This window comes from Pantoea sp. DY-15 (assembly GCF_019795935.1).
GTDB classification, from domain to species: domain Bacteria; phylum Pseudomonadota; class Gammaproteobacteria; order Enterobacterales; family Enterobacteriaceae; genus Pantoea; species Pantoea leporis.
Genome location: NZ_JAIMIF010000002.1, coordinates 812,677 through 835,179 on the forward strand (window position 1 = coordinate 812,677; position 22,503 = coordinate 835,179).

Annotated in this window: 18 protein-coding genes and 1 riboswitch; of the genes, 15 read left to right on the forward strand and 3 right to left on the reverse strand. The window is 58.7% G+C overall.

The genetic code is table 11. The annotated features are described in order from the left end of the window. The first annotated feature begins 46 nt into the window (after positions 1 to 46). From K5Y32_RS12430 to K5Y32_RS12455, 6 genes are read left to right on the forward strand one after another with little or no spacing between them, the layout of a single operon-like run. Complete coding sequence (locus tag K5Y32_RS12430) at positions 47 to 1,327, forward strand: M20 family metallopeptidase (RefSeq protein WP_222184176.1); 1,281 nt, start codon at positions 47 to 49, stop codon at positions 1,325 to 1,327. A 20-nt stretch (positions 1,328 to 1,347) separates the two neighbouring features. After that, positions 1,348 to 2,946, forward strand: a complete 1,599-nt coding sequence (locus K5Y32_RS12435) for an ABC transporter substrate-binding protein (RefSeq protein ID WP_222184178.1) — start codon at positions 1,348 to 1,350, stop codon at positions 2,944 to 2,946. A 9-nt stretch (positions 2,947 to 2,955) separates the two neighbouring features. Next, entirely contained in the window at positions 2,956 to 3,903 is a 948-nt protein-coding gene (locus tag K5Y32_RS12440) for an ABC transporter permease (protein WP_222184180.1), read from the forward strand. Beyond that, positions 3,896 to 4,711 (forward strand): ABC transporter permease, encoded by an 816-nt coding sequence (locus K5Y32_RS12445; protein WP_222184182.1) that lies wholly within the window; start codon positions 3,896 to 3,898, stop codon positions 4,709 to 4,711. Before K5Y32_RS12440 ends, K5Y32_RS12445 begins: the two co-directional genes overlap by 8 nt. Continuing rightward, the gene (locus tag K5Y32_RS12450; RefSeq protein ID WP_222184184.1) at positions 4,711 to 6,348 is read left to right on the forward strand and encodes an ABC transporter ATP-binding protein; all 1,638 of its coding nucleotides are present in this window, start codon (positions 4,711 to 4,713) and stop codon (positions 6,346 to 6,348) included. Before K5Y32_RS12445 ends, K5Y32_RS12450 begins: the two co-directional genes overlap by 1 nt. Positions 6,349 to 6,358: 10 nt before the next feature. Continuing rightward, positions 6,359 to 7,585 (forward strand): M20 family metallopeptidase, encoded by a 1,227-nt coding sequence (locus tag K5Y32_RS12455; protein WP_222184194.1) that lies wholly within the window; start codon positions 6,359 to 6,361, stop codon positions 7,583 to 7,585. 177 nt (positions 7,586 to 7,762) lie between these two features. Here K5Y32_RS12455 and K5Y32_RS12460 read toward each other — a convergent pair whose 3' ends face one another. Both K5Y32_RS12460 and K5Y32_RS12465 read right to left on the reverse strand, forming a co-directional pair. Further along, on the reverse strand, positions 7,763 to 8,452 hold the full coding sequence (locus tag K5Y32_RS12460) for an NYN domain-containing protein (RefSeq protein WP_137387070.1): 690 nt from the start codon (positions 8,450 to 8,452) through the stop codon (positions 7,763 to 7,765). Positions 8,453 to 8,788: 336 nt separating this feature from the next. Further along, positions 8,789 to 9,055: a DksA/TraR family C4-type zinc finger protein gene (locus K5Y32_RS12465; protein ID WP_008110643.1), complete on the reverse strand. Its 267-nt coding sequence runs from the start codon at positions 9,053 to 9,055 to the stop codon at positions 8,789 to 8,791. A 123-nt stretch (positions 9,056 to 9,178) separates the two neighbouring features. Next, positions 9,179 to 9,306, forward strand: a riboswitch (TPP riboswitch). A gap of 101 nt (positions 9,307 to 9,407) precedes the next feature. Here K5Y32_RS12465 and K5Y32_RS12470 point away from each other — a divergent pair. The 3 genes from K5Y32_RS12470 (at position 9,408) to K5Y32_RS12480 (ending at position 12,804) form a co-directional block, all read left to right on the forward strand. Continuing rightward, the gene (locus tag K5Y32_RS12470; protein ID WP_222184196.1) at positions 9,408 to 10,490 is read left to right on the forward strand and encodes a long-chain fatty acid--CoA ligase; all 1,083 of its coding nucleotides are present in this window, start codon (positions 9,408 to 9,410) and stop codon (positions 10,488 to 10,490) included. Next, a complete protein-coding gene (locus K5Y32_RS12475) occupies positions 10,487 to 11,935 on the forward strand; it encodes an acyl-CoA reductase (protein WP_222184198.1) in 1,449 nt (482 codons plus the stop codon). The genes K5Y32_RS12470 and K5Y32_RS12475 overlap by 4 nt, the downstream gene beginning before the upstream one ends. 101 nt (positions 11,936 to 12,036) lie before the next feature. Further along, entirely contained in the window at positions 12,037 to 12,804 is a 768-nt protein-coding gene (locus tag K5Y32_RS12480) for a 3-oxoacyl-ACP reductase (RefSeq protein ID WP_222184200.1), read from the forward strand. A gap of 30 nt (positions 12,805 to 12,834) precedes the next feature. Here K5Y32_RS12480 and K5Y32_RS12485 read toward each other — a convergent pair whose 3' ends face one another. After that, positions 12,835 to 14,310, reverse strand: coding sequence for a Sapep family Mn(2+)-dependent dipeptidase (locus K5Y32_RS12485; protein WP_222184202.1), 1,476 nt, complete (start codon positions 14,308 to 14,310; stop codon positions 12,835 to 12,837). Positions 14,311 to 14,520: 210 nt separating this feature from the next. Between K5Y32_RS12485 and K5Y32_RS12490 the strand changes: the two genes are divergently transcribed. From K5Y32_RS12490 to K5Y32_RS12515, 6 genes are read left to right on the forward strand one after another with little or no spacing between them, the layout of a single operon-like run. Next, positions 14,521 to 16,578 carry a hydantoinase/oxoprolinase family protein gene (locus K5Y32_RS12490; protein ID WP_222184204.1) on the forward strand — a complete coding sequence of 686 codons (2,058 nt, stop codon included), beginning with the start codon at positions 14,521 to 14,523 and terminating at the stop codon, positions 16,576 to 16,578. Then, complete coding sequence (locus K5Y32_RS12495; protein ID WP_222184206.1) at positions 16,575 to 18,605, forward strand: hydantoinase B/oxoprolinase family protein; 2,031 nt, start codon at positions 16,575 to 16,577, stop codon at positions 18,603 to 18,605. Before K5Y32_RS12490 ends, K5Y32_RS12495 begins: the two co-directional genes overlap by 4 nt. Further along, a complete protein-coding gene (locus K5Y32_RS12500) occupies positions 18,589 to 19,665 on the forward strand; it encodes a PotD/PotF family extracellular solute-binding protein (protein WP_222184209.1) in 1,077 nt (358 codons plus the stop codon). Before K5Y32_RS12495 ends, K5Y32_RS12500 begins: the two co-directional genes overlap by 17 nt. Beyond that, complete coding sequence (locus K5Y32_RS12505) at positions 19,662 to 20,744, forward strand: ABC transporter ATP-binding protein (protein WP_222184211.1); 1,083 nt, start codon at positions 19,662 to 19,664, stop codon at positions 20,742 to 20,744. Before K5Y32_RS12500 ends, K5Y32_RS12505 begins: the two co-directional genes overlap by 4 nt. Next, a complete protein-coding gene (locus K5Y32_RS12510; protein WP_101761280.1) occupies positions 20,744 to 21,610 on the forward strand; it encodes an ABC transporter permease in 867 nt (288 codons plus the stop codon). The genes K5Y32_RS12505 and K5Y32_RS12510 overlap by 1 nt, the downstream gene beginning before the upstream one ends. Further along, positions 21,603 to 22,409, forward strand: a complete 807-nt coding sequence (locus K5Y32_RS12515) for an ABC transporter permease (RefSeq protein ID WP_217547923.1) — start codon at positions 21,603 to 21,605, stop codon at positions 22,407 to 22,409. The genes K5Y32_RS12510 and K5Y32_RS12515 overlap by 8 nt, the downstream gene beginning before the upstream one ends. Positions 22,410 to 22,503: the final 94 nt, after the last annotated feature.

Consider the following 22,503-nt stretch of genomic DNA (forward strand, 5'->3'; position numbering starts at 1 on the left):
TTGCATTATCTATAAACTATATAGAAATACAACAGACGATAATCCTATGACGCAAAATCCACGGTTTAACAACGCATTAGCGATGATTGCTCATGACGGCGCGCAAATGACGGATGACCTCAAACAGATGCTGGAGGTGGATACCTGCTTCCCGCCGGGCAACGGTTATGGCGCATTTGCTGACGTGATGACGCACTTGTTAACACCGCTGGATTTTCATTTTGCGCGCGTCTCCGTGCCGGAACATTTATGGCAGGCACCGGACGGCAGCGCGTACGGTGAACGTGTCAATTTGCTGGCATCGCTTGATGCCGGTGCCGCTGAAAACTGCAATCTCTATTTCCACACCGATACCGTGCCCGCCGGCGATGGCTGGCGTTTTCCGGCGCTTACGCTGACCGCAGCAGAAGGCAAGCTGTTTGGGCGCGGCGCGGCAGACATGAAAGGCACCATTGTTGCCGCGATGGCGGCAGTGCGCGCGGCACAGGCGGCGGCCATCCCGCTGCGTTTTAATCCGGTATTTCTGCTGTGTAGCGATGAAGAGGGCGGCTTGTATCCCGGCATTCGTTATCTGGCGGAACAACAGCTTTTCTCCGGTCACCTGCTCAGCTTCAACGGCGGCGCGGTGCCGCGCATCTGGGCCGGTTGCTTTGGCAGCATCGATCTCAAAGTGATTATCACCGGACGTTCGGCGCACTCCGGCGATCCGGTTGACGGCATTAATGCTATTGAAGCGGCGCTACCAATGATGAACGCGCTTTGTCAGCTGAAGCTCGAGGTGGAACAACGCACCTCGGCGATGCCTTCTCCGCCGCACTATCACGGCAAACCGTTGACGTCACTGTTAACGCTGGCCGCTGCGCAGGGCGGCAGCAAAGGATCAACCATTCCGGAACGGTTTGAGCTGCTGATTAACCGCCGCTACGCGCCGGAAGAGCGCTTTGACGCGGTGTGGCAGGAGCTGACGCACTGTGTGGAAAGTGCGATGCGCGACAGCCCCGCGCTCGACGTCACGCTGCAAATGATTGGCCATCTGGCGCCGGTCGCTAATCCGGACGGTCCGCACTGGCCGCGCTGGCAGGCGGCGCTGAGTCAGGGTTTTGGCTTCCAACCCAGCGAGTTCAAGCCCTGGGGATCGTCCACCAGTTCCGATATGGGCTGGGTCCAGCAAACCGGGATTCAGGAGATTTTACTCGGCGGCCTCGCCCGTCCTGACAACCGCATTCATGCCGCCGATGAGTACACCACGCTGGCAGATGTGATCGCACTTTCGCAGTCCATTCTGGCGTATCTCGCCGATGATTTTCAGCCAACCCAGGGTAATTAACTAATCACGAGGAAGAGAAGATGTGCGCAATGAAAGGGTTAAACCGCAGACAGTTTATCGCCAGTTCTACCGCTCTGACGGGCGCAGCGATGCTGCCCTGGTCGTTCTCGGCCCATGCCGCACAGGTGGCGAGCGCCACGCCGGGCGGCACGGCGCGTAAAGGCGGTGTGCTGCGTATCAGCGTTGATCAAGCCGTCGGCGTGTTAAATCCACATCAGGTGCGCGTCAACCCGGAATATCTGGTGGCGGAACTGCTGTACAGCGGTTTAACGCGTCTGACGCAGGAGATGAAAGCCGAAGCCGATTTGGCGCAATCCTGGCAGGCCAGCGCCGATCTTAAACAGTGGACGTTTACCCTGCGCCCGAACCTGAAGTTCAGCGACGGTTCCGCGCTGACTTCCGCCGATGTGGTCGCCAGCCTGCAGGCGCTGCTTGATCCGAAAAATGCCTCACCAGCGCTGCATAACATTGGGCCGATTAACGCCGTCAGCGCGCCAGATACCAACACGGTTTTGATTGAAACCGATGCGCCTTACGCCGATTTGCCGGTGATGCTGGCTTATCCGGATGCGAAAATCATCCCCGCCAGCATCGCGCAAGGCCAGTATGACAAGCTGAGCAAAGCCTCGTTCGGCGCCGGTCCTTTCCAGCTGGTCTCCTACGATCCAGAACGCAAAATTGTGGTGAAGCGCAATCCGCATTACTACGATCCGGCGCGTCCCTATCTGGATGGCGTAGAAGTGGTGGTCTATCCCGATGGCATCGCGGAGAGTTCCGCGCTGATCTCCGGTGACACCGATCTGATGCTGAGCGCGCAGTCGAGCGAGTTCGCACGCCTGTCCAAATCTTCCGGCGTGCTGCCGCTGCGCGTGGCCTCCGGCCAGTTCCTCAATGTGAACATGGGCTGCGACCAAAAACCGTTTAACGATGTGCGGGTACGTCAGGCGCTGGCACTGTGCGTTGATCGTCAGGCGTCGATGGATTTCGTGGCGGATGGCCTGGGTTCACCGGGCAACGACACGCCGATTAACGGCGCGTATCCGTTCTTCGCCAACCTGGCGAAAAAAGCGGTGGATTACAGCAAAGCCAAAGCGCTGCTGGCGGAGGCCGGTTATCCCAACGGTATCGATTTAACACTCATCGCTTCCGACAAACCGGCCACCCGCACGCAACTGGGCATTGCCCTGCGCGAGATGGCGAAACAGGGCGGTTTCCGTATCAACGTGCAAACCATGGCGCACAGCACCTATCTCGATCAGGTGTGGAAAAAGGGAAATTTCTACGTTGGCTTCTACAACATGCAGCCGACGCCAGACGCGGTGTTCTCGCTGCTCTACACCTCAACTGCATCCTGGAATGAAACGCGCTGGAACAACGCGGAGTTTGATAAAGCGGTTGGCGCAGCGCGTGAAACACGCGATGAAGCACAGCGCACCACGCTGTATGGCAAAGCCCAGCAGCTGATGCATGATGAAGTGCCATCGGTGATCCCGACCTTCTTCGATCTGCTCGCCGCCAGCCGTGATTATGTCGGCGGCTATCATCTGCATCCGCGCGGTGCGGTATTCCGTCTTGACCATATCTGGTTAACCGACAAAGCGCCGAAGCGCGCAGTGTAAGGAGCGAACGTGACAGCAAGTTATCTGCTTAAACGCCTTCTGCTGATGGTTTACACCTTGTTAGTGGTGTCGCTGCTGGTTTTTGGCATCACGCAACTGTTACCGGCCGATGCGGCTGTCACCTTGCTGGGGCAAAACGCCACGCCGGAAGCGCTAGCGGCGGTGCGTGAACGTCTGGGGCTGGATGCCCCAGCATGGCAGCAATATTGGCATTGGCTGACGCAGGCGCTGCAGGGCAACTTTGGCGTATCGATGCGCAATGGCCTTGAAGTGGCGCCGACGCTGCTGACGGCATTATCACGCTCGCTGCTGCTGGCGGTGTGCGCCTTAATTCTGATGCTGATCATCGCGATTCCCCTCGGCATCTGGGCGGCGGTGCGCCGTGGCAAAACCGCCGATGTGCTGGTGAGTGTTATCTCCTATATCGGCATCTCCTTCCCGGAGTTCGTCACCGCCACGCTGGTGCTGCTGCTGTTTGCTGATGTCTGGCAGATTTTGCCCGCCACCGGCTATGTGCCGCTCAGTGAGAACGTCGTCAGCGGGATCCAGCACCTGATTCTACCTTCGGTGACCGTGGCGCTGATTCTGGTGGCGCACGTCTCGCGCATGGTGCGCTCAGAAATGGTCGATGTGTTGCATACCGATTACATCCGCGCCGCGTGGCTAAAGGGCTTATCGCGTCGCCGCATTCTCTGGCGACATGCGCTGCGCAACGGCTTGTTGCCGACCATCACTATTGTGGCGCTGGATGTTGGTTACCTGCTGGGCGGCATTGTGGTGGTGGAGGAGATCTTCGCCATTCCCGGCATTGGCCGCGAACTGATTGTCGCCGTGCAGGCGCGCGATCTGCCCACCATTCAGGCTGGCGTGATGATTCTCGCCGCGACCTATTCAGTGGTGAACCTCCTGGCTGATTTGGCCTATGTCACTCTCGATAAGCGGATCTCCTATGCCTGATATGTTGAAACGTTTGCTGCGTTCACCGCAGGGTGCCGCTGGCGTGCTGATTATCTTGCTGGCGCTGCTGATGGTGGTGGGCGGTGCGCACGTCGCGCCTTTTGATCCCGAATCGATCTCCATCCTGACGCGCTATAAGCCGCCCAGCGCGGAACACTGGTTTGGTACCGATCAGATGGGCCGCGACATCTTCAGCCGCGTAATGGTGGGCGCACGCTCAACCATTCTACTGTCGCTGCTGGCGATGACAATCGGTTCGGTGCTTGGTACCGCCAGCGCCTATCTGGGCGGCAAATTTGATGAGTTCATGATGCGCACCATGGATGCGGTGATGGCGATTCCCAGCCTGCTGTTTGCGTTGCTGATTGTCAGCACGCTTGGGCAGAGCAGCATGAACGCGGTGCTGGCGATCACTATCGCCTTTGTGCCGGGCATGGTGCGCATCTCGCGCAGCGTGGCATTGGCCGCCCGCCAGCAGGATTACATCAACGCCGCCATCGCGCGCGGCGAAGCCGGGCGCTACATCATTCTGCGAGAAATGCTGCCGAATATTCTGGCGCCGATCATCGTGGAAGCCACCATTCGCGTTGCCTTCGCCATCATGCTGTTTGCCACCCTGAGTTTTCTGGGGTTGGGCGCGCAGCCGCCAGAGCCAGAATGGGGATTGATGGTCTCTGAAGCGCGCGCTTACTTCTTTAATGCGCCGTGGATGATGATGATTCCGGGCCTCGCCATCGCATTGGTCGCCATTGGGTTTAATTTACTGGGTGACGGGCTGCGTGATGTGCTCAACCCAAGGAGCCACTGATGAGTGACAAGCTTACACCGGTGCTGTCGGTGGAAAATTACAGTCTCGATTACGCGTTAGCCAAAGGACATGCACTGCCGGTACTGCGTGACATCAACCTGCAGGTGATGCCCGGCGAAGTGATGGGGCTGGTGGGCGAATCGGGTTCCGGCAAAACCACGCTCGGCTGGGCGATCATGCGCTGGCTGGCGGGCAATGCGCGCGAGCTGCAGGGCGATATTCGTCTCAACGGCGAGAGCCTGCTGACTTTACCCGCAGCCAAACTGACAGCGCTGCGCGGTGCCAAACTCGGCATGATTTTTCAGGATCCCAGCGCCTCGCTCAATCCCACGCTGACATTGGGTGAGCAGGTCACCGAAGTGTTACGCCGCCATCGAGGTTTATCGGCGCGTGAAGCGCAGGAGATGGGCGAATCGCTGCTGCACGACGTTGAACTTAAAAATCCGGCGCGCATGATGCGCCGCTATCCGCATCAGGTGTCGGGTGGCGAGAAGCAGCGCATCCTGATCGCCACCGCGTTTGCCTGCCAGCCGGACTGCATGATTTTTGATGAGCCAACCACCGCGCTGGATGTGATCAGTTCGGCGCAAATCCTCGATCTGTATGAGCGTTTGCGCGAAGAGACCGGCGTTGCGTCGCTCTACATCTCGCACGATCTGGCGTTGGTGGCCAAAGTGGCCAATCGCGTCTGTGTGCTGGAACAGGGACGCATTGTCGAACAGGCCGACACGCGCAGCCTGTTCAGCGCGCCGCAAAACGCCTATACGCGCAAGCTGATTGAGGCGGTACCCAATCCGCAGCACCGGCTGGTGCAGGACGCGCCCGGCAACCAACCGTTACTCGGCCTGAAGCAGCTGACCATCGATTACGGCAAACAAGGTCTTCTTGATCGTCTGCTGAAGCGTGAAGGCAATACCACGCGCGCCGCCAATGCGGTTGCGCTCACCGTGCATCAGGGAGAAATTCTCGGCGTGGTTGGCGAATCGGGTTCCGGCAAATCCTCGCTCGGTAAAGCCATTACCGGCCTGGTGCCGTTCAGCGGTGAGCTCGACTTTTGTGGCTACGCGCTGCATGGCCGGGCGCAAATGGATAAAGAGTATCGCCGCCGCGTGCAGATGATTTTCCAGCATCCAGATGCCTCGCTGAATCCGCGCATGACCATTGGCGAAATCATCGCACGGCCACTGCGGTTGTATGGTTTAACCGCAGGTGAAACCGAGGCGCAGGCGGTCGCGCGCCTGCTGCAGGAAGTGCGTTTGCCGGCGGAGTTTGCGCAGCGTTATCCGCATGCACTGTCCGGCGGGCAGAAGCAGCGCGTCGCAATCGCCCGTGCCTTTGCCAATCCGCCGGATTTGGTGATTTGTGACGAGATCACCGCCGCGCTCGACGTCTCGGTGCAGGCCACCATTATCGAGCTGCTGCTGGAACTGCGCCGCCGCTACGGCACCGCGTATCTGTTTATTACCCACGATCTCAACCTGATTCGCCAAATCGCCCATCGTGTCGCCGTAATGTATCGCGGTGACGTGGTGGAAGTGCTGCCCGGCGACAACATGACGGCGCTGGCGCAACATCCTTATACCCGTGCACTGCTTGATGCGGTGCATATTCCCGACTTATCCAAGTCCGTTGCATGACGAGAGAAACATGAAGCCTGAACAGTTGATTCATCATATCGATCGCGATTTTTGCCTCTCATTCCTGGCAAAAATGGTGCAGCACAAAAGCTACAGCGCCACCGATGGCGAGCGTGAATTGGCGAAATACATGGCCGCGCAGATGGCGCAGCTGGGCCTGGAAACCGAACTGCAGAACGTGCCCGGCGACAGGCTGAATGCCATCGGACGATTGGCAGGCAGCGGCGGCGGCAATAGCCTGCTGTTCAACGGGCATCTGGATACCAATCCGGTCACCGAAGGCTGGACTGTCGATCCCTGGGAAGGAAAAGTCGACGAACAGTTTATCTACGGTATTGGCGTTTCGAACATGAAAGCGGGCGATGCCGCCTATTTTTGCGCGTTAAAAACGTTGATTGATGCCGGTATAAAGCTAAAAGGCGATGTGATTTTGACCTATGTGGTGGGTGAGTTGCAGGGCGGCATTGGTACGCTGGCGGCGATTGAGCAAGGTGTGCGCGCCGACTACTTCATCAATGCCGAACCCACCGATCTGCAAGCGCTGACCATGCACGCCGGTTCGCTGATGTTTACTATTGAGCTCACTGGCGATACGCGGCATCTGTCAAAACGGGAAGAAGCGGTGGATGCGATCAGCGCCGCCGTCGAGCTGATCCCGCAGATTAACGGCATGACCTTTAGCGGCGCGAAAACCGCTGAGCATCGCAAGATTAATCGTGGGCATATCGGTACCGTGCATGGCGCGTTAGGCCGCGATCTGGAAGAGTGGCGACCGCCGCAGGTGGCTGACTTTGTGCGCTTAAAAGGCTCGGCACGTTTCGCGCCAGGACAAACGGTGGAAGGTGTGCTCGCCGATCTGCAGACGCTGCTGAACACCTTATGCCAACGCTATCCGGGCCTGAAAGCTGAACTTTATGATGATGGCATCCGTGATAAACCCACCATGTTACCGTTCGAAGTGTCACCGAAGTCCGCCATCGTCAAAGCGGTGAATCGCGGCTGGAAAACCGTGCGCGGCACCGAACAGCCCACCGGCGTGATCACGCCTCCGGCGTTCTTCGGCACCGATGCGGCACATCTCTATCAGCATGCGGGCATGGAAGGGATCGTCTGTGGGCCAGGCGGCAAATACAACACCATGCCGGATGAGCGCGTTGAAATCAGTGAATTCCTCGATATGGTGCGCATTTATCTGCTGGCCATTCTGGAGATTTGTCAGACGGTTGAGGCCGCTTAATGCAGGTTTAAGCGCTGATGAGAGCTGATAGGATTTAGCCTGACGCAGGACGTTGAACTGAATGATTTATCAGTAACCGTTCCCGCATTACGTTTCGATATGAAATAGGCTACGACGGAGAACATCGTGAGCTATGCCATTTACCGCGAGGCGCATTAAATGGCGTGGTTTTGATGCTTACCAATATTCGGGTTTAACCGCAGGTTTTTTATGCGTTGCAACCCGAACAGGAAACTGGCATGCATCAAGCTCTTCATTGGTGATCGTTCTGCGTATCCAGTGACTATGATTCTGCAGTGAACCCGGAACACCACGTACGTTGCCCTGGCGGTGCGGCAAAATGATCCCGATACGAATGTCGGGAAAATCTTCGCGAATCGCCTTAAGTGCTGGCGTCATGTCGGTGTCAGCCGATACTAACACCAGCTGCGCGATCCTCTCTTCTATTGGCAACGTCTGCTGTTTAGCAAACAAACGATACATGCTGATGGCAATATTCACGTCGGTTTCTTTCTCTTCCAGCTCCCAGATATCTACCTTATCCAGACGTGATGCGGGTAGTTTTTTACTAATGAAACGTGGAGCCCGAGCGTGCTCAAGTCGATGACGTCCGGTGAAGATATTTATTCCGGTCGTTTTCAGCGCGCGAATATAAGTATCCTGAGCGTGTCGGGATTCAATACCGCGTGTGGCGAGGTGGGGAATAACCGAGGAGGTATAATAATTTATTGTTTCAATTATGGCAGTCGGATCCTGTACCCGGCATATATGCGACAGCAGCAATGACAAGTTGAGCCATTTATAAGGCGTACCTGCAAGGAGTCCATAAAATACATTGTATCCATCAATGAATATTGCAGTACGCACTCTTATCCTTCCTTAAGATACGAAAAAACCGGCCTGAGCCGGTTTTTTCACCCTAACGGCCAGCGAACTGAATCGCTGCGTACAGGGTTGAGTTGTGTGGCTAACTTATCAGCATTACTGGCTAAACTCAAGTTGCTCAAGGTGAAATTTAAGCCATAAAGTTTGTAAAATTAGGCTCTTCTTTCGGCTTCAGCAATAGTGCTGCAGTATTTAACTTTGAAAAATCGGGAGATATGCGAATGGTCTTGCTTCAGATTAATGGTAATTCTAATTAAAAGTAACGAGTGCAAATGAAATTTTAAAATATCCATTAACCTGAATTGCTAATTTAAATAACTATCTCAACTGACTATCCTTACTTCCGCGGCGGTTATAACCGCTGATCGCCGCCTGTTTTTTATCGATCTTGCTCTGGCAATTCACGCAGTAACGCACGCCAGCCAATGCTGCGCGACGCGCTTCCGGGATCGGTTCGCCGCACTCGTCGCAAAATTCAGCACTTTCACCATGCCCGAGATTTTCACGAGCGCGGGCCACCGCATCATCTACCGTGGCATCAATTTGTTTGTGCACCGCACCGTCTTCTGACCAACCGCCAGCCATACTTCACCTCCGCAAATACGCATGCTCTGAGTATAAGACATGACGTGATTTGTGCCGGGCAGCTCAAATTTTCACGCGTATTTAACATGGTTGACACATCATCGCGCGCCATCCTAGACTGCGGCTTGTTCCAAGGGGTGCTCTGTTAGGGGGCTGAGATTCTACCGGCTGGCGTGTATGCGCGGGCAACGTAGTGACCCTCCGAACCTGATCCGGCTAATACCGGCGTAGGGATGCGGAACCGCAGGGCGATATTGCGCCCTGATTCCCTCTTTGTGCTTTGTAGCGGACAGTTCGCGCTCTTCAGGCGTTGCCTGAGAGTCTCTGCGCAATCGCAAAGGTGGCGACGCACATGAACGAAACTCACATCATCCAGGCTCTGCTGACATTTCTGCAGCGCGAAGATAGCTCAGACGACGATTTCAACCAGCTGGCCCTCGAAATCTTCGCTTATCAGTTCGCACACAATTCCCCTTATCGCCGCTTCGCCACCCAGCGCGGACGCACGCCGCTGACGGTGAAAAAGTGGCGCAACATTCCCGCCATCCCGATTAATGCCTTCAAAGATCTGACGCTCAGCTGCCGTCCCACCGACCAAATTGCCGAGATCTTTATGACTAGCGGCACCACCGGCACGGTAAAAGGGCGCAGTTACCATTCGACGCTGGAGGTGTGGAAAAAATCGATGCTGCTCAACTTCCGCCGTCGCTTTATGGCGGGCCGCGATCGCATTCGCATGGGCATTTTGTTCCCGGATACCGTGGCGATGCCGAACTCCTCGCTGGCGACCTATCTTAAATTGGCGCTGCAGGAGTGTGGCACGCCGGACAGCGAAGTAATGGTGGGCGAACATGGCCTCGAAACCAGTCGTCTGTTCACTGCGCTGGAACAGGCCGAAGCGGGCGGCGAACCCTACGCGTTGCTGGGCGCCAGTTACAGCTTTGTGCCTCTGCTGGATAACATGCAGCGACAAAAACGCCGCTTCGCGCTGCCGGTAGGCAGTCGCATTCTTGATACCGGCGGTTTCAAAGGCCAGTCGCGCGAGATGGGTGCGGAAGAATTCTACGCTTCGCTCTCTCATGCCTTCGGCATTCCGCGTTCCCACTGCATTAACATGTACGGCATGACGGAAATCAGCACGCAGTTTTACGACGCGGGCAATGAGCGCTGCCCGCCGGTGAAATCCGGGCCGCACTGGATCCGCACGCGCGTGGTCAATCCGCTTACCGGTGATGATGTGCCGGACGGCGAAGTTGGCGTGCTGGTGCATCACGATCTGGCGCATTTCAACTCGGTGTCCGCTTTGTTAACGGAAGATGCAGGCGTAATGGTGCCAGGGGGATTCCATCTGCTGGGACGCGCGACCGGCGCTGATGCCAAAGGCTGTTCGCTGACCATGGAAGCGTTTCTCGCCAGCGCGCAGGCGGCGCTGTGAAGGAAGTTGCCGGACATCTGCCGGGCCTTTCCGCGGACGAAGTGCAGTGGCATACGCTGAGTTTCAGTCGTCGTGGCGAAAGCCTCGAGGTTTGCGTTCCGCAACTTGATGACGCACAGATTAAGGCGCTCGCAGCGCGCATACGCACCAACGCTCGCGCTTATCTACTCCAGCTAAGCGTCGCGCAGATCATCGCCATTATTGATGAAGCGGTGGCGCGACTGCTCGATCGCCAGCATCCATTGCGTATTAAAGCCGAAAAGCTGCTGCCCATCGTCACCGGTTACGATGCTGAAATGGTGCGACTTGGCCTGACCGGCTATCTGAAAACCTTTCGTCAGCCGCAGATGAAGCGCTTTCTGGCGGAGGATTTCGCCGATCCGCAGATGCTCGACGATTTCCAGCCGCGCCCCAAAGGCGGCTTCGCGCGCGCGTTTGGCCCACAGCTGTTGATGCATATCTGGGCGGGCAACGTGCCGGGCTTGCCGCTGTGGAGTTTGATCTGCGGTCTGCTGGTCAAGGCGGGCACCATTGGCAAGCTGCCGGGCAATGAGCCGCTGATGGCGAGCTGGTTCGCGCAGTTGCTGGCAGAGATCGATCCAAAACTCGGCGAGTGCATTGCGGTGGTGTGGTGGAAAGGCGGTGATGCGCAAACCGAGCCAACGTGGTTGCGTCAGCCCGATACGGTGGTGGCTTATGGTGGAAACCCAACGCTGGCGGCGATCCAACAGCGTTTGCCGGTTACCACGCGCTTTCTGCCGCACGGCCACAAAATCAGCTTCGGAATGGTGGCGCGTTCGGCGCTGAATGCACGTCAGGGCGCGGAGCTGGCGCGTCGCGTGGCGTATGACGTGATGCGTTACGACCAGGCCGGTTGCTACTCGCCACAAATGCTGTTTGTCGAGCGCGGCGGCAAGGTGTCGCCGGATGAGTTCGCCAGCTACATCGCCCATGAACTCGCCGCTCTGGCGCACAAACATCCGCGCCGTCCGCTGGCGAGCGAAGAGATCAACAGCATTGCCGCGTGGCGTAATGGCGAGGAGATTCGCGCGCTGGGCGGCGATCGTACGCTTTACGGCGAGGCGGCAGACGATTGGGCGGTGGTGAGTGTTGATCATGCGGAGCCTTTATCGCCGGTGGCATTGGGCCGTACGTTGAAAGTGGTGTGCGTGGATGCGCTGGAGGAAGTGGTCGATTTGGTGGCGCCGCAGTGGCATTTTCTGCAAACCGCAGGCGTGGCGGCCGCGCCGCAGGCGTTGTTCGGCATTTCCGCTCTGCTCGGGCAAGTGGGCGTTACGCGCATCGCGGCGTTCGGCAATATGACCTCGCCGGAAGCGGGCTGGCATCACGATGGACGTTTTAGTTTGCTCGATCTGGTGACCATCACGGAGATCGAGCAGGGCGCAGAAGCGACCGCCGAGAGTTATGCACCGTACGCGGAGTGACACGGTCGCCATGAATGGCGACCCTACAACGCGCCGGGTTTTGTAGGGCGCGCATTTATGCGCACCTTGCTGAAGCACACTCGATCCCTAAGGAGCCAAAAATGAAATTCTCCAACCAAACCGTTCTGGTAACCGGTGCAAGTCGCGGCATTGGTGCGGCAATCGCTAAAGCCTTCGCCGCTGAAGGCGCATTCGTGGTGGTGAACTATCTGCGCAATGAAGCTGCTGCAGCGGGCGTAGTTGCAGAGTGCCGCGCATTAGGCGGCGACGCATTGGCGATTGCCGCCGATGTCACCTCTGAGCAGCAGGTCAACGCGATGATGGAGCAGATCGTCAACGCCACCGGCCGTCTTGATGCGGTGATCAACAACGCTTTCGCACCTTACGTTTTCGACACTGAAAATCGTTCACGTTTCTGGGAAACGTCGTGGTCGGGCTATCAGTCGCAGTTCGATGGCGCGGTAAAAGCCGCCTATAACGTTTGCCAGGCGGCGCTGCCTTCAATGCGTGCGCGCGTGCGCGGCAGTATCGTTAATCTCACCAGCGATCTGGTGGCGCGTCCTTCAGTGCCTTACCACGATTACATCACCGCCAAAGCGGCATTGACCGGCTTTAGCCGCACGCTGGCGATGGAGCTGGGCCCGCTGGGGATCCGCGTGAACTGCGTGGCGCCCGGCCTGGTGTATCCCACCGATGCCAGCCAGGCAATGCGCGAGGAGGTGCGCGATTCTCTCACCGCGCAAACCCCGCTGCGGCGCATCGCGCGACCGGAAGATGTTACCGGCCCGGTGCTGTTTCTCGCCTCCGACTGGAGTGAATTTGTTACCGGGCAAACGTTGTACGTCGATGGCGGATTAGTGATGAATTGATCCCTAAGGTCGCCATTCGCGGCGATCGGTTTAATCCTGGGCAAGCAAATAACTATCCAACCTGATCAACGCGATCACATATTTCGGCAACGCCTCCAGCAGCGATGGCAGATGGATTGTCTCGTCGGCACCGTGCGGCAATCCATGGCCTTCGGGTAAAAAATCGGGCGTGTTTGCTGCGGTTTTCCGGTAACCGGGCCCAAAGGTGATGGCGTTTGGCAGCTTCTTCGAATGGGTCACGCCGCCCATCGCGTAAGGGCGATCGTCATTGCCGGTGGTGTCATTCCACACTTGCTGCAGCAGCGAAATCACCGGATGTGAGGCCGGCAGGAAGAACGGAGCCACGTCGCGCCAGCCGGGATCGAGCGTAATGGTAGTAGCGGCTAACTGCTGCTGCAGCATCTCGACGATCTGCTCGCCGCGCCACGAAACCGGATAACGGATATCGCAGTCAATGCTCAGCGTGTCGGCGTGATGGCTGTACCACACGCCCGCGTTCAGCGTCAGTTTGCCGGACTCCGCATCTTCCAGCCCCAATCCGGCGCTCTCGCCATACGGCGACGCAAACAGCTGTACCAGCGTTTCCGCCAGCTGACGTTCGTGGTCGCCCAGCAGCTCCAGCTCAATCAGCGCCGCGAGCAGCACCTGCGTGGCATTCAGCGTGCCGTCGGGGAAGGCGGCATGCCCGCCGTTGCCGCGCGCTTCCAGGGTGAAAGCGCCGTCGTTTTCCGGCTTGATCGACACATAGGTCGCGGCAATGCCCTGCAGCAGCGCCAGCTTTTCACTAACCGCATGCTGATCGGCCTGCGCAATTCGCACGCTGGCGAAATCCGGCACGCTATTGCTGGCCGATCCGGCAACAATATCCGCCAGCACGCCCGATTCGGCGACATTCAGGGTAAAACTGAGTTGCCCTTTCTGCGCATTATTCACCGGGAACATGCCATCGGTGACAATCGAATAATCAGGCACCGGACCGTTCTCCGCGAACCACGCCATATCGGCCATGTTGGTCTCTTCCGCCAGGCCATAAACGATGCGCAGATTGTGATGCAGCGGAATTTTCAGATCGCGCATCAGCTTTAACAGATAGAAATTGAGCACGCCGGGCCCTTTGTTATCCGCCACGCCACGACCAATCACAAAATCACCGTGCTGCGTCAGCGCAAAGGGCGGAAAGGTCCAGTTATCGCCCGCCGGCACCACATCCAGATGGTTGATCAGCCCGATGTCGCGCGCGTGCTCGCCATAAATCACCGAACCGGCGTAGCCCTGATGCTGTTCGGTTTTGAAACCGGCCTGCTCGGCCTGATCTAACACCTGGTGCAAGATTTGCGCGCACTCGGGGCCAAAAGGCGCGCCGGGCGCTGCGCGGTCGGCGCGGCTGATGCTGGGAATGGCAATCCATTCGGCCAGATCTTCGGTTAATGCGGCGCGGTGCTCCGCAATCCATTGCTGGATCTGTGGCAACAGCGCGCTTTCCTGAGGTGATAACGACGCGGACATAAGGCTTCTCCTTCAATTTATGCACAACATAAAACATTCCACCGCGTCGGCTTAGACGCATTTGCGCGAACCATTGCTACCACGCAGCTAAGCGCCACTTCATGCGCATTCCTGCAAAGCTTAGCTATTTTTGTTTCTCGTATTGCATGGCAAAGCAACGGAGATTAACGCCCTACGACGCTAAGTCACCAGTAATGCAGGAGAATTAAGGTGGATAACAGCCCCGCAGCCGGAGCGACAGTCGGCGTGGATGTCGGAGGAACCTTTACCGATTTTGTTTTATTTGATCCGCAACGCCAGCAACGCTTTTTCCATAAACAGCCCAGCACGCCCGCCGATCCCGCTCTGGCGGTAAGTGACGGGCTGCGCGCCGTGCTGCTGAAAAGCGGTTTGCCCGCCAGCGCGCTATCGCTGGTGTTGCACGGCACCACGCTGGGCCTCAACGCCATTATCCAGCGGCGCGGCGCGGATATCGCGCTGGTGATCAGCGCCGGTTTCCGCGATGTGCTGGAGATCGCGCGTGCGCGTATGCCGTCCTCCTTTGATTTTCATGCCGACCGCGAGCCGCCTTTTTTACCGCGTCAGCGCGTGCTGGAGATCCCGGCGCGTTTTAGTCCCGCCGGTGAAGTGACGCAGTGGCCAACTGAGGCCGAACTGGCGATGGTGGCATCCGAGGTTCTGCAACTCAAGGTAAGCGCGGTGGCGCTGGTGACCATCAACGGTTATGCCAATCCCACGCGTGAAGCGGAACTGGCAAGCGCGCTGGCCGCAAAGTTAGGCGCTGTGCCGGTGCTCTCTTCGGCGCAGCTGTGGCCGGAGATTCGTGAATATGAACGCACGCTGGTGGCCGGGCTGAACGCCTATATTCAGCCGCTGATGCAGCGCTACTTTAACCGCCTGAGCGATTTACTGGCGCAGCAGGCGATTGACGTTCCCTTATTAATCACCGCTTCTAATGGCGGCGTGCTGCCGCTGGACGCCGCGCATCAGCGCCCGGTGGACACGCTGCTCTCCGGACCGGCATCTGGCGTGATTGCTGCGGCGCATCTGGCGTCCGGAACGGGCTTTGTCTCCTTTGATATGGGCGGCACCAGCAGCGATATCTCGCTGTCGGAGCAGGGCGAAATCGAACGCGTTAACCGCACCGAGATTGGCGGCCTGCCGCTGATTCTGCCGGTGGTGGGCGTATCGGCGATTGGTGCCGGCGGCGGCTCCATCGTGCATGTCGATGATTTCGGCATTCTCAAGGTTGGCCCAGAAAGTGCGGGCGCGGATCCGGGCCCGGTTGCCTATCAGCGCGGCGGCACGCAACCCACTCTCACCGATTGCTATCTGGTGAGCGGCATCTTATCCGCCGACGCGGCGCTGGCGGGCACCATCACGCTGGATCACGCCGCCGCACTTCGCGCACTCAGCGAATTGGGCGAAACGTTAGGTTTGGCGGCCGAACAGGTGGCAAGCGGCGCTATCGCAGTAGCGACGGCGCAGATGGCGACCGAACTGAACAAAGCGCTGGCGCAGCGCGGATTGACCGCCGATGGCTTGACGCTGATTCCGTTTGGCGGTGCGGGCCCGACCCACGCCAACTTCTTCGCCGAAGAGGCGGGCATCAATCGCATTCTGGTCCCGCTGCGTCCCGGCACGTTCTGCGCCGAGGGCGCAATCAGCGCCGATATCCGCCGCGACTTTGTGCGTAGCCTGCGCATCAACGTTACAGCGGAGAGCTACGGTAAAATCGCCGCCACCGTTGCGGAGCTGCATCAGCTGGCGCAAAAGTGGTTTGCCGAACAGGCCAGCCGCCTCAGCGAGCGCGCCCATTATCGGGTGGAAGCGGATATGCGCTATGCCGGACAGGCCTACGAACTCAGCGTCACTCTCGGCAGCCCGGCAAGCATCACGCATCAGCAACTGCTGGAACGTTTTCAGCAGCTGCATCAGCAGCGTTATGGCTTTAACACGCCTGACGCGGCCATTGAACTTACCACGCTGCGCCTGTCGCTGAACGCCGCGCTGCCGCGCCCTACCGACAAACCTTTTAACTCTGAGAATGAGATTGATGAGCCAGTTTCGCGCCCACTTTATCTGCGCGGTGCTTGGGTGAATGCGCGCATCTGGCAACGTGTGAACATCGGCAAGCAGAGCCACATTCACGGCCCGGCGGTGATCGAACAAGAGGATACCACCACGCTGATCTTGCCTGGCTGGTCGGCGTGCACCGATAGCAGCGGCAATCTGTTGATTGCGCGTGTAACGGGAGACGCAGCATGAAACTGGATGCCATCACTCTCGAAATCCTCAATCAAAAACTCACCGCGCTCACCGAAGAGATGTGCCACATCCTGCAGCGCACCGGACGCACGCTGTACGTCAAGGAAACCGCCGATTTTTGCTGCGCGGTGGCTGATCTGCAAGGCCGCTTCTTTGCCTATCCGAAAGGTATTGGCGTTTCCGGTTTTGTCGGGCTGAACGCGCTAACCGCGATTCAGGCGGTCGGCGAGGTTGCGCCCGGTGATGTGATTCTGACTAACGATCCCTGGCGCTCGCGCGGGCTGGCGACGCATCTGCCAGATTTGCAGGTGCTGGCGCCGTGGTTCATCGAAGGCGAACTGGTGGCGTGGGGCTGGGCTTTTTTACACGCCTCCGACGTTGGCGGACGCGTGCCGAGCAGCATCTCACCGACCAACAGCGACATTTATCAGGAAGGCTTGCAAATTCCGCCTGTTAAGCTGGTGCGCGCCGGTGAGCTCAATCGTGATGTGATGAACATTCTCACCGCCAACAGCCGCACGCCGGATGCGATTGCTGGCGATATTCAGGCGATGCTGGCCGCGCTCAATGCCGGTCGCGATCGCCTTAATCGCATCGTGGCGCAGCATGGCGTTACGGACGTGGTGCAGGCGCAGCAGGATTTGCAGGCATATTCGGCAATTCGCGCGCGCCAGGTGCTGCGCCGCATTCCCGACGGCGTTTATCAGTTTGAAGATTACCTCGATGACGCCGCAGGTAGCGGCTTGCCGGTGCGGCTCACCATCACCGCCACCTTTAACGACGGCAAGGTGCATCTCGATTTCACCGGCAGCGATGCGCAGGTGGCGGCGGCGATCAACATTCCCAGCCACGGCGATCCGCATGCGTGGCTGACGCTGCGCATTTTGGCGCTGGTGTGCACGCTGGACAAAGACGTGCCGCTGAATGCCGGATTACTCGCGCCAGTGACGCTGTTTGCGCCCGCCGGATCGCTGGTCAATCCGCACTATCCGGCGGCAGTTGGCGTACGCCATGCGGCGGCGGTGCGCGTGAATGATCTGCTGAACGGTTTGCTGGGTCAGCCGTTGCCGGACGTAATGCCCGCCGCCAGCGGTGGCACCATCATTCCGCTGGTGATCGCCGAAGTGGCGCGCAATGGCCGCGAGCAGAATGTGCAGGTGATCGAACCGCTGGTTGGCGGCGGCGGGGCGCGTTGGGGGCATGACGGCATCGACGGCCGCGACAACAGCATCTCGAATCTGGCGAACAATCCGGTGGAGATGGTGGAAGCGGAAACCCATATCGAAATCCGCCAGTACGCGCTGCGCCCGGGTTCTGCCGGCGCAGGACAATGGCGCGGCGGCATGGGCCAGCAGATCCGCGTGCGCATTCTGCAAGATGACAGCACGCTGCTGGCGCGCGGCATGGAGCGCATGCTGTTCCAGCCGTGGGGCGTGCAGGGCGGTCAGCCGGGGCAATCTACCACGCTGACGCTTAATCCTGATGTCGCGGGCGGCCAGCCACTCGGCAAGATCGATCTGCTGAGCGTCAACGCCGGTGACGAAGTGCTGCTGCAAACGCCCGGCGGCGGCGGTTGGGGCGATCCCTTCAAGCGCGATGCGCTGGCGGTGCAAAACGATGTCGATAACCATTTGCTGAGCCACGCCGACGCGACGCAGCACTATGGCGTGGTGTTTACCGATCACGGCATTGATGCCGCGGCCACCGCCGCCTTGCGCAGCCAACCGCGTGCGGCGTCATCTTCCTTCGGCGCGGCGCGCGAGAACTGGCAAACGCTGTTTGAGGGCGATGTGCTGACGCGGCTCAATCAGCTGCTTTATCCACTCAGTCCGGCCGAACGCCAGCGCCATCGCTCAGCGGTGTTTGCCGCCGCGTTAGCGCTGTTACCGGCAGATTTTCCCCGTTCAACTTCTCCAGCTATCGCGACGGCGCGCCAGGCGTTTTCCGCTGCGCTGCGCGCGCTGGAGAGTGAACTTTCAGCGTCAATGACCTCAATACCAGGAGATGGCCATGCGCCAGTTAAATAACAAAAAAATCCTGCTCACCGCGCTGGTGGGCATGTTGATCAGCGGTGCGGCGAGCGCGGCTGAAACCACAGACTCGGTGATCGTTGGCGTTTACGGCGGTGACTGGGAGAAAAATATCCGCGCGTCCGGTCTGGAGCAGTTTGCCAAAGATAATCACCTGAAACTGACCGTGGTGCCGGGCGCGGATGCCGAATGGTTTGCCAAGTTGCGTGCCGCCAAAGGCCGTCGTTCGCCGTATGACGTGGTGGTGTTCCAGCCCGATACCGTGCAGCGCGCGCAGGCGGCGGGCTTGCTGCAGCCGCTGGATGCCAAAGATATTCCCAACCTGAATAATCTGTATAAGAGCGTGCAGTCGCGCTTTGTGTATGACAACAAAACCTACGCCGCCGCCTTCAGCCTCGGCCAGCTCGGGCTGGCTTATCGCAGCGATCTGGTGAAAACCCCGCCAAAAAGCTGGCTCGACTTGTGGAATCCGGAATACAAAGGCCACGTAGCGATTTCATCGCCAACCTACGCCGCCGGTTTGCAGTTCTTCGCGGGCTTAGTGCACGCGTTGGGCGGCGAGCTTAATCAGCCTGCCGCCGTGGATAAAGCCTTCACCAAACTGGCGGAACTGCGCGGCAACGCGGTGGCGTTCCCGGACAGTCCGGGCGCGATTCAAACTCTGCTGGAGCGCGGCGATGCGTGGGTGGTGCCGTACTGGGATGGCCGCGTGTTTGCGCTCAAGCAGCAGGGCATGAAAGTTGACTTCGTCTATCCGTCCGATGGCCCGGTTGTCGGTGCTGCGAACTGGGTGATTCCAAAGGGCGCGCCGAACCTCGCCAACGCCTATAAAGTGGTTAACGCCATGTCTGCGCCTGACGTGCAGAAAGCCTTCTCGGATAAATCACTGTATGGCATGACCAACAAAGACGTGCAGTACAGTGACAACCTGAAGAAGCAGGTGAAAGTGGGCGAAGCAGCCTACAGCAAACTGATCTGGATTGATTACAGCACCGCCACGCCGCAGCTGGCGGACTGGACGCGTCGCTGGAGCCAGGCGCTGGGTGGTGCCAAATGAGTTCAGTCGTCATTGACGGCGTAGCGCGGCAGTTTGATAACCATCGCGCGCTGAATGACGTCAGCATCACCATCGAGCAGGGCGAGTTTTTCTCTCTGCTCGGGCCGAGCGGCTGCGGCAAAACCACGCTGCTGAATATCATCGCCGGATTTTTGTCGCCGAATAACGGACGCGTGTTGATTGGTGGCAAGGATGTCACCGCGCTGCCGCCGTATCAGCGCCACATCGGCATGGTGTTCCAGAACTACGCGCTGTTTCCGCATCTGAGCGTGGGCGATAACGTCGCGTTCGGGCTGAAGGTGCGCAAAGTATCGCGCAGCGAAAAGCAGCGTCGTGTCACCGAAGCGCTAAAGCAGGTGCGACTGGAAGGGCTGGCGCAGCGCATGCCGCATCAGCTTTCCGGCGGACAGCAGCAGCGCGTAGCGATTGCGCGTGCGCTGGCGATTGAACCGCAGGTGCTGCTGCTGGATGAACCGCTGTCGAACCTTGATGCGCGCCTACGCAAGGAGATGCAGGACGAACTGCGCGCGTTGCAGCAGCGCGTCGGCATCACCACGGTGCTGGTGACGCACGATCAGGAAGAGGCGCTGACGCTGTCGGATCGCATTGGCATTCTCGGCCAGGGCGAGCTGCAGCAGATTGGCGCGCCCGCAGCGCTCTATCGCCAACCGGCGAATCGCTTTGTCGCGGAGTTTGTCGGACAGGCCAATCTGTTCCATGCCTCTGCGCACAACGGACTTTACCAAGCGCGCGATCACTTTGTTGTCGCCGGATCAGCGCTGCAACTCAGCGCCGCGCAACCGGCAAGTGCCTCATCGTTGCTCATTGTGCGTCCCGAGCGCGTGCAGTTCTCCAGCGAGCCGCAGCAATTTACCAGCAACGGCAGCGCCGCCAGTGTGAAAGAAGTGAGTTTTGCCGGTGCGACTTTACGGCTGGTGTGCCAGCTGCCGGGCGGCGGCGAGATCCGCGTGCAGCCCGCAGAAGCACACTTTTCACAGCTGCCCGCGCCGGGCGATCGCTGCTATCTGCACTGGCAAGCGGCGGATGTCATCGTGCTGCCTGCGCAGGAGCGCGCCTGATGAAGATCGCCACGCGTAATCTGTTTCCCTGGCTGCTGCTGACGCCATCGCTACTTTTTCTGCTGCTGTTTTTGCTGGTGCCGCTGCTGCTGCTGTTCGACCAAAGCCTGACCAACGTTGATAGCCTGCTCAATCCGCTGCCCGGTTACAGCCTGGCGCAATATGTGACGGTGTTTGCCGATCCGCAATATCTGCACGCGCTCTGGACCACACTGTGGGTGTCGTTGCTCACCGCCGCGATTACCGTATTGCTAGCGTGGCCAGCGGCGTGGCTGCTGGTGACGACGCAGCGGCGCGGCTGGCGCACGCTGCTGTATGTGATCCTGATTTCTCCGCTGCTCACCAGCGTGGTGATCCGCACCTTCGCGTGGATTGTGCTGCTGGCGCAGAACGGTTTGATCAACGGCTTCCTGCTGTTCACCGGTCTGATTCCACAGCCGCTGAGCCTATTGTGGAACATGAATGCGGTGATCATCGCTTATGTGCAGGTGATGCTGCCGTTTGCCGTGCTGCCGCTGATTACCTCGCTGAATGAAATCGCGCCCTCGCTACGGCTGGCGGCGATGAGTCTGGGTGCTACGCCCGCGATGACCTTCCGCCGCGTGGTGCTGCCTTTGACGCTGCCCGGCATGCTGACCGGTTTCATCATCGTCTTTTCCCTCGCGGCGGGCAGCTACATCACGCCATTGCTGATTGGTGGACGCTTACAGCCGCTGCTGCCGATTGCCATTTATCAACAGGCGATGCAGATCGCTAACCTGCCGCTGGCGGCGGCGCTGTCGTTGACGTTGCTGGTGATGACCTTGATTGTCGCCGGGATTGCGGGCGCGTTCCTGAAACGCTGGGAGAAGAAAAATCATGGATAACACGCAAAGCCTGGCGCAGCGGCTGACGCAGTTCGGCGTGACGCTGGCGGGCATCGTGATTTACGCCTTTTTAGCGCTGCCGGTGCTGGTGATTGTGCTCTCGGCGTTTAGCCCGGAACCCTATCCGCAGTTTCCACCGCAGGGATTTTCGCTGCGCTGGTTTAGCGCGCTTTTACAGGATGACGGCTGGATCGCGTCGCTGTGGATCAGCGCCTTGCTGCTGGTGATCGTCACGCCAATCACCGTGGTGCTGGGTACGTTTGCCGCCTGGTCGCTGGCGCGGCTGGAGTTCCGCTATCGCGAAGCCTTGCAGGCGTTTATTCTGTCGCCGCTGATGATTCCGCAAGTGGTGCTGGGTATTGCGTTGCTCTATGTGCTGACGGCGGCGGGTATCGCCGGGATGATCAGCGGGCTGGTGATTGGCCATGTGGTGGTGGCGCTGCCGTATGTGGTGCGCACCGTTAGCGTGAGCCTGGCGGCAATGGATAAGCGGCTCGAAGCGGTATCGATGAGTTTGGGCGCGGGGCGCTGGTATACGTTTCGCCACGTCACGCTGCCGCTAATTAAGCCCGGCATTCTGGCCGGTGCGGTATTTGCGGCGGTGACCTCGTTTGGTGAAGTCTCCGTGAGCCTGTTTCTCAGCGCGCCAGACACCATCACCGTGCCGGTTCGGGTATTTAATTACGTCGATCAGACTTTCGATCCTACGGTGAATGCGATTTCGGTGATCTTTATTATCTTCGCGGTGCTGATTTTAATGGTAATTGAGAAAACAATTGGGCTGGTGAAGTTGAGTTAGATTGTTTGGTTATCGCCGCCGTAATGGGGAAATAATGGGATCGTTGCGTGATAAATAATGGATATTGCGTTTACGGATCTTTCTCAGAAAATTC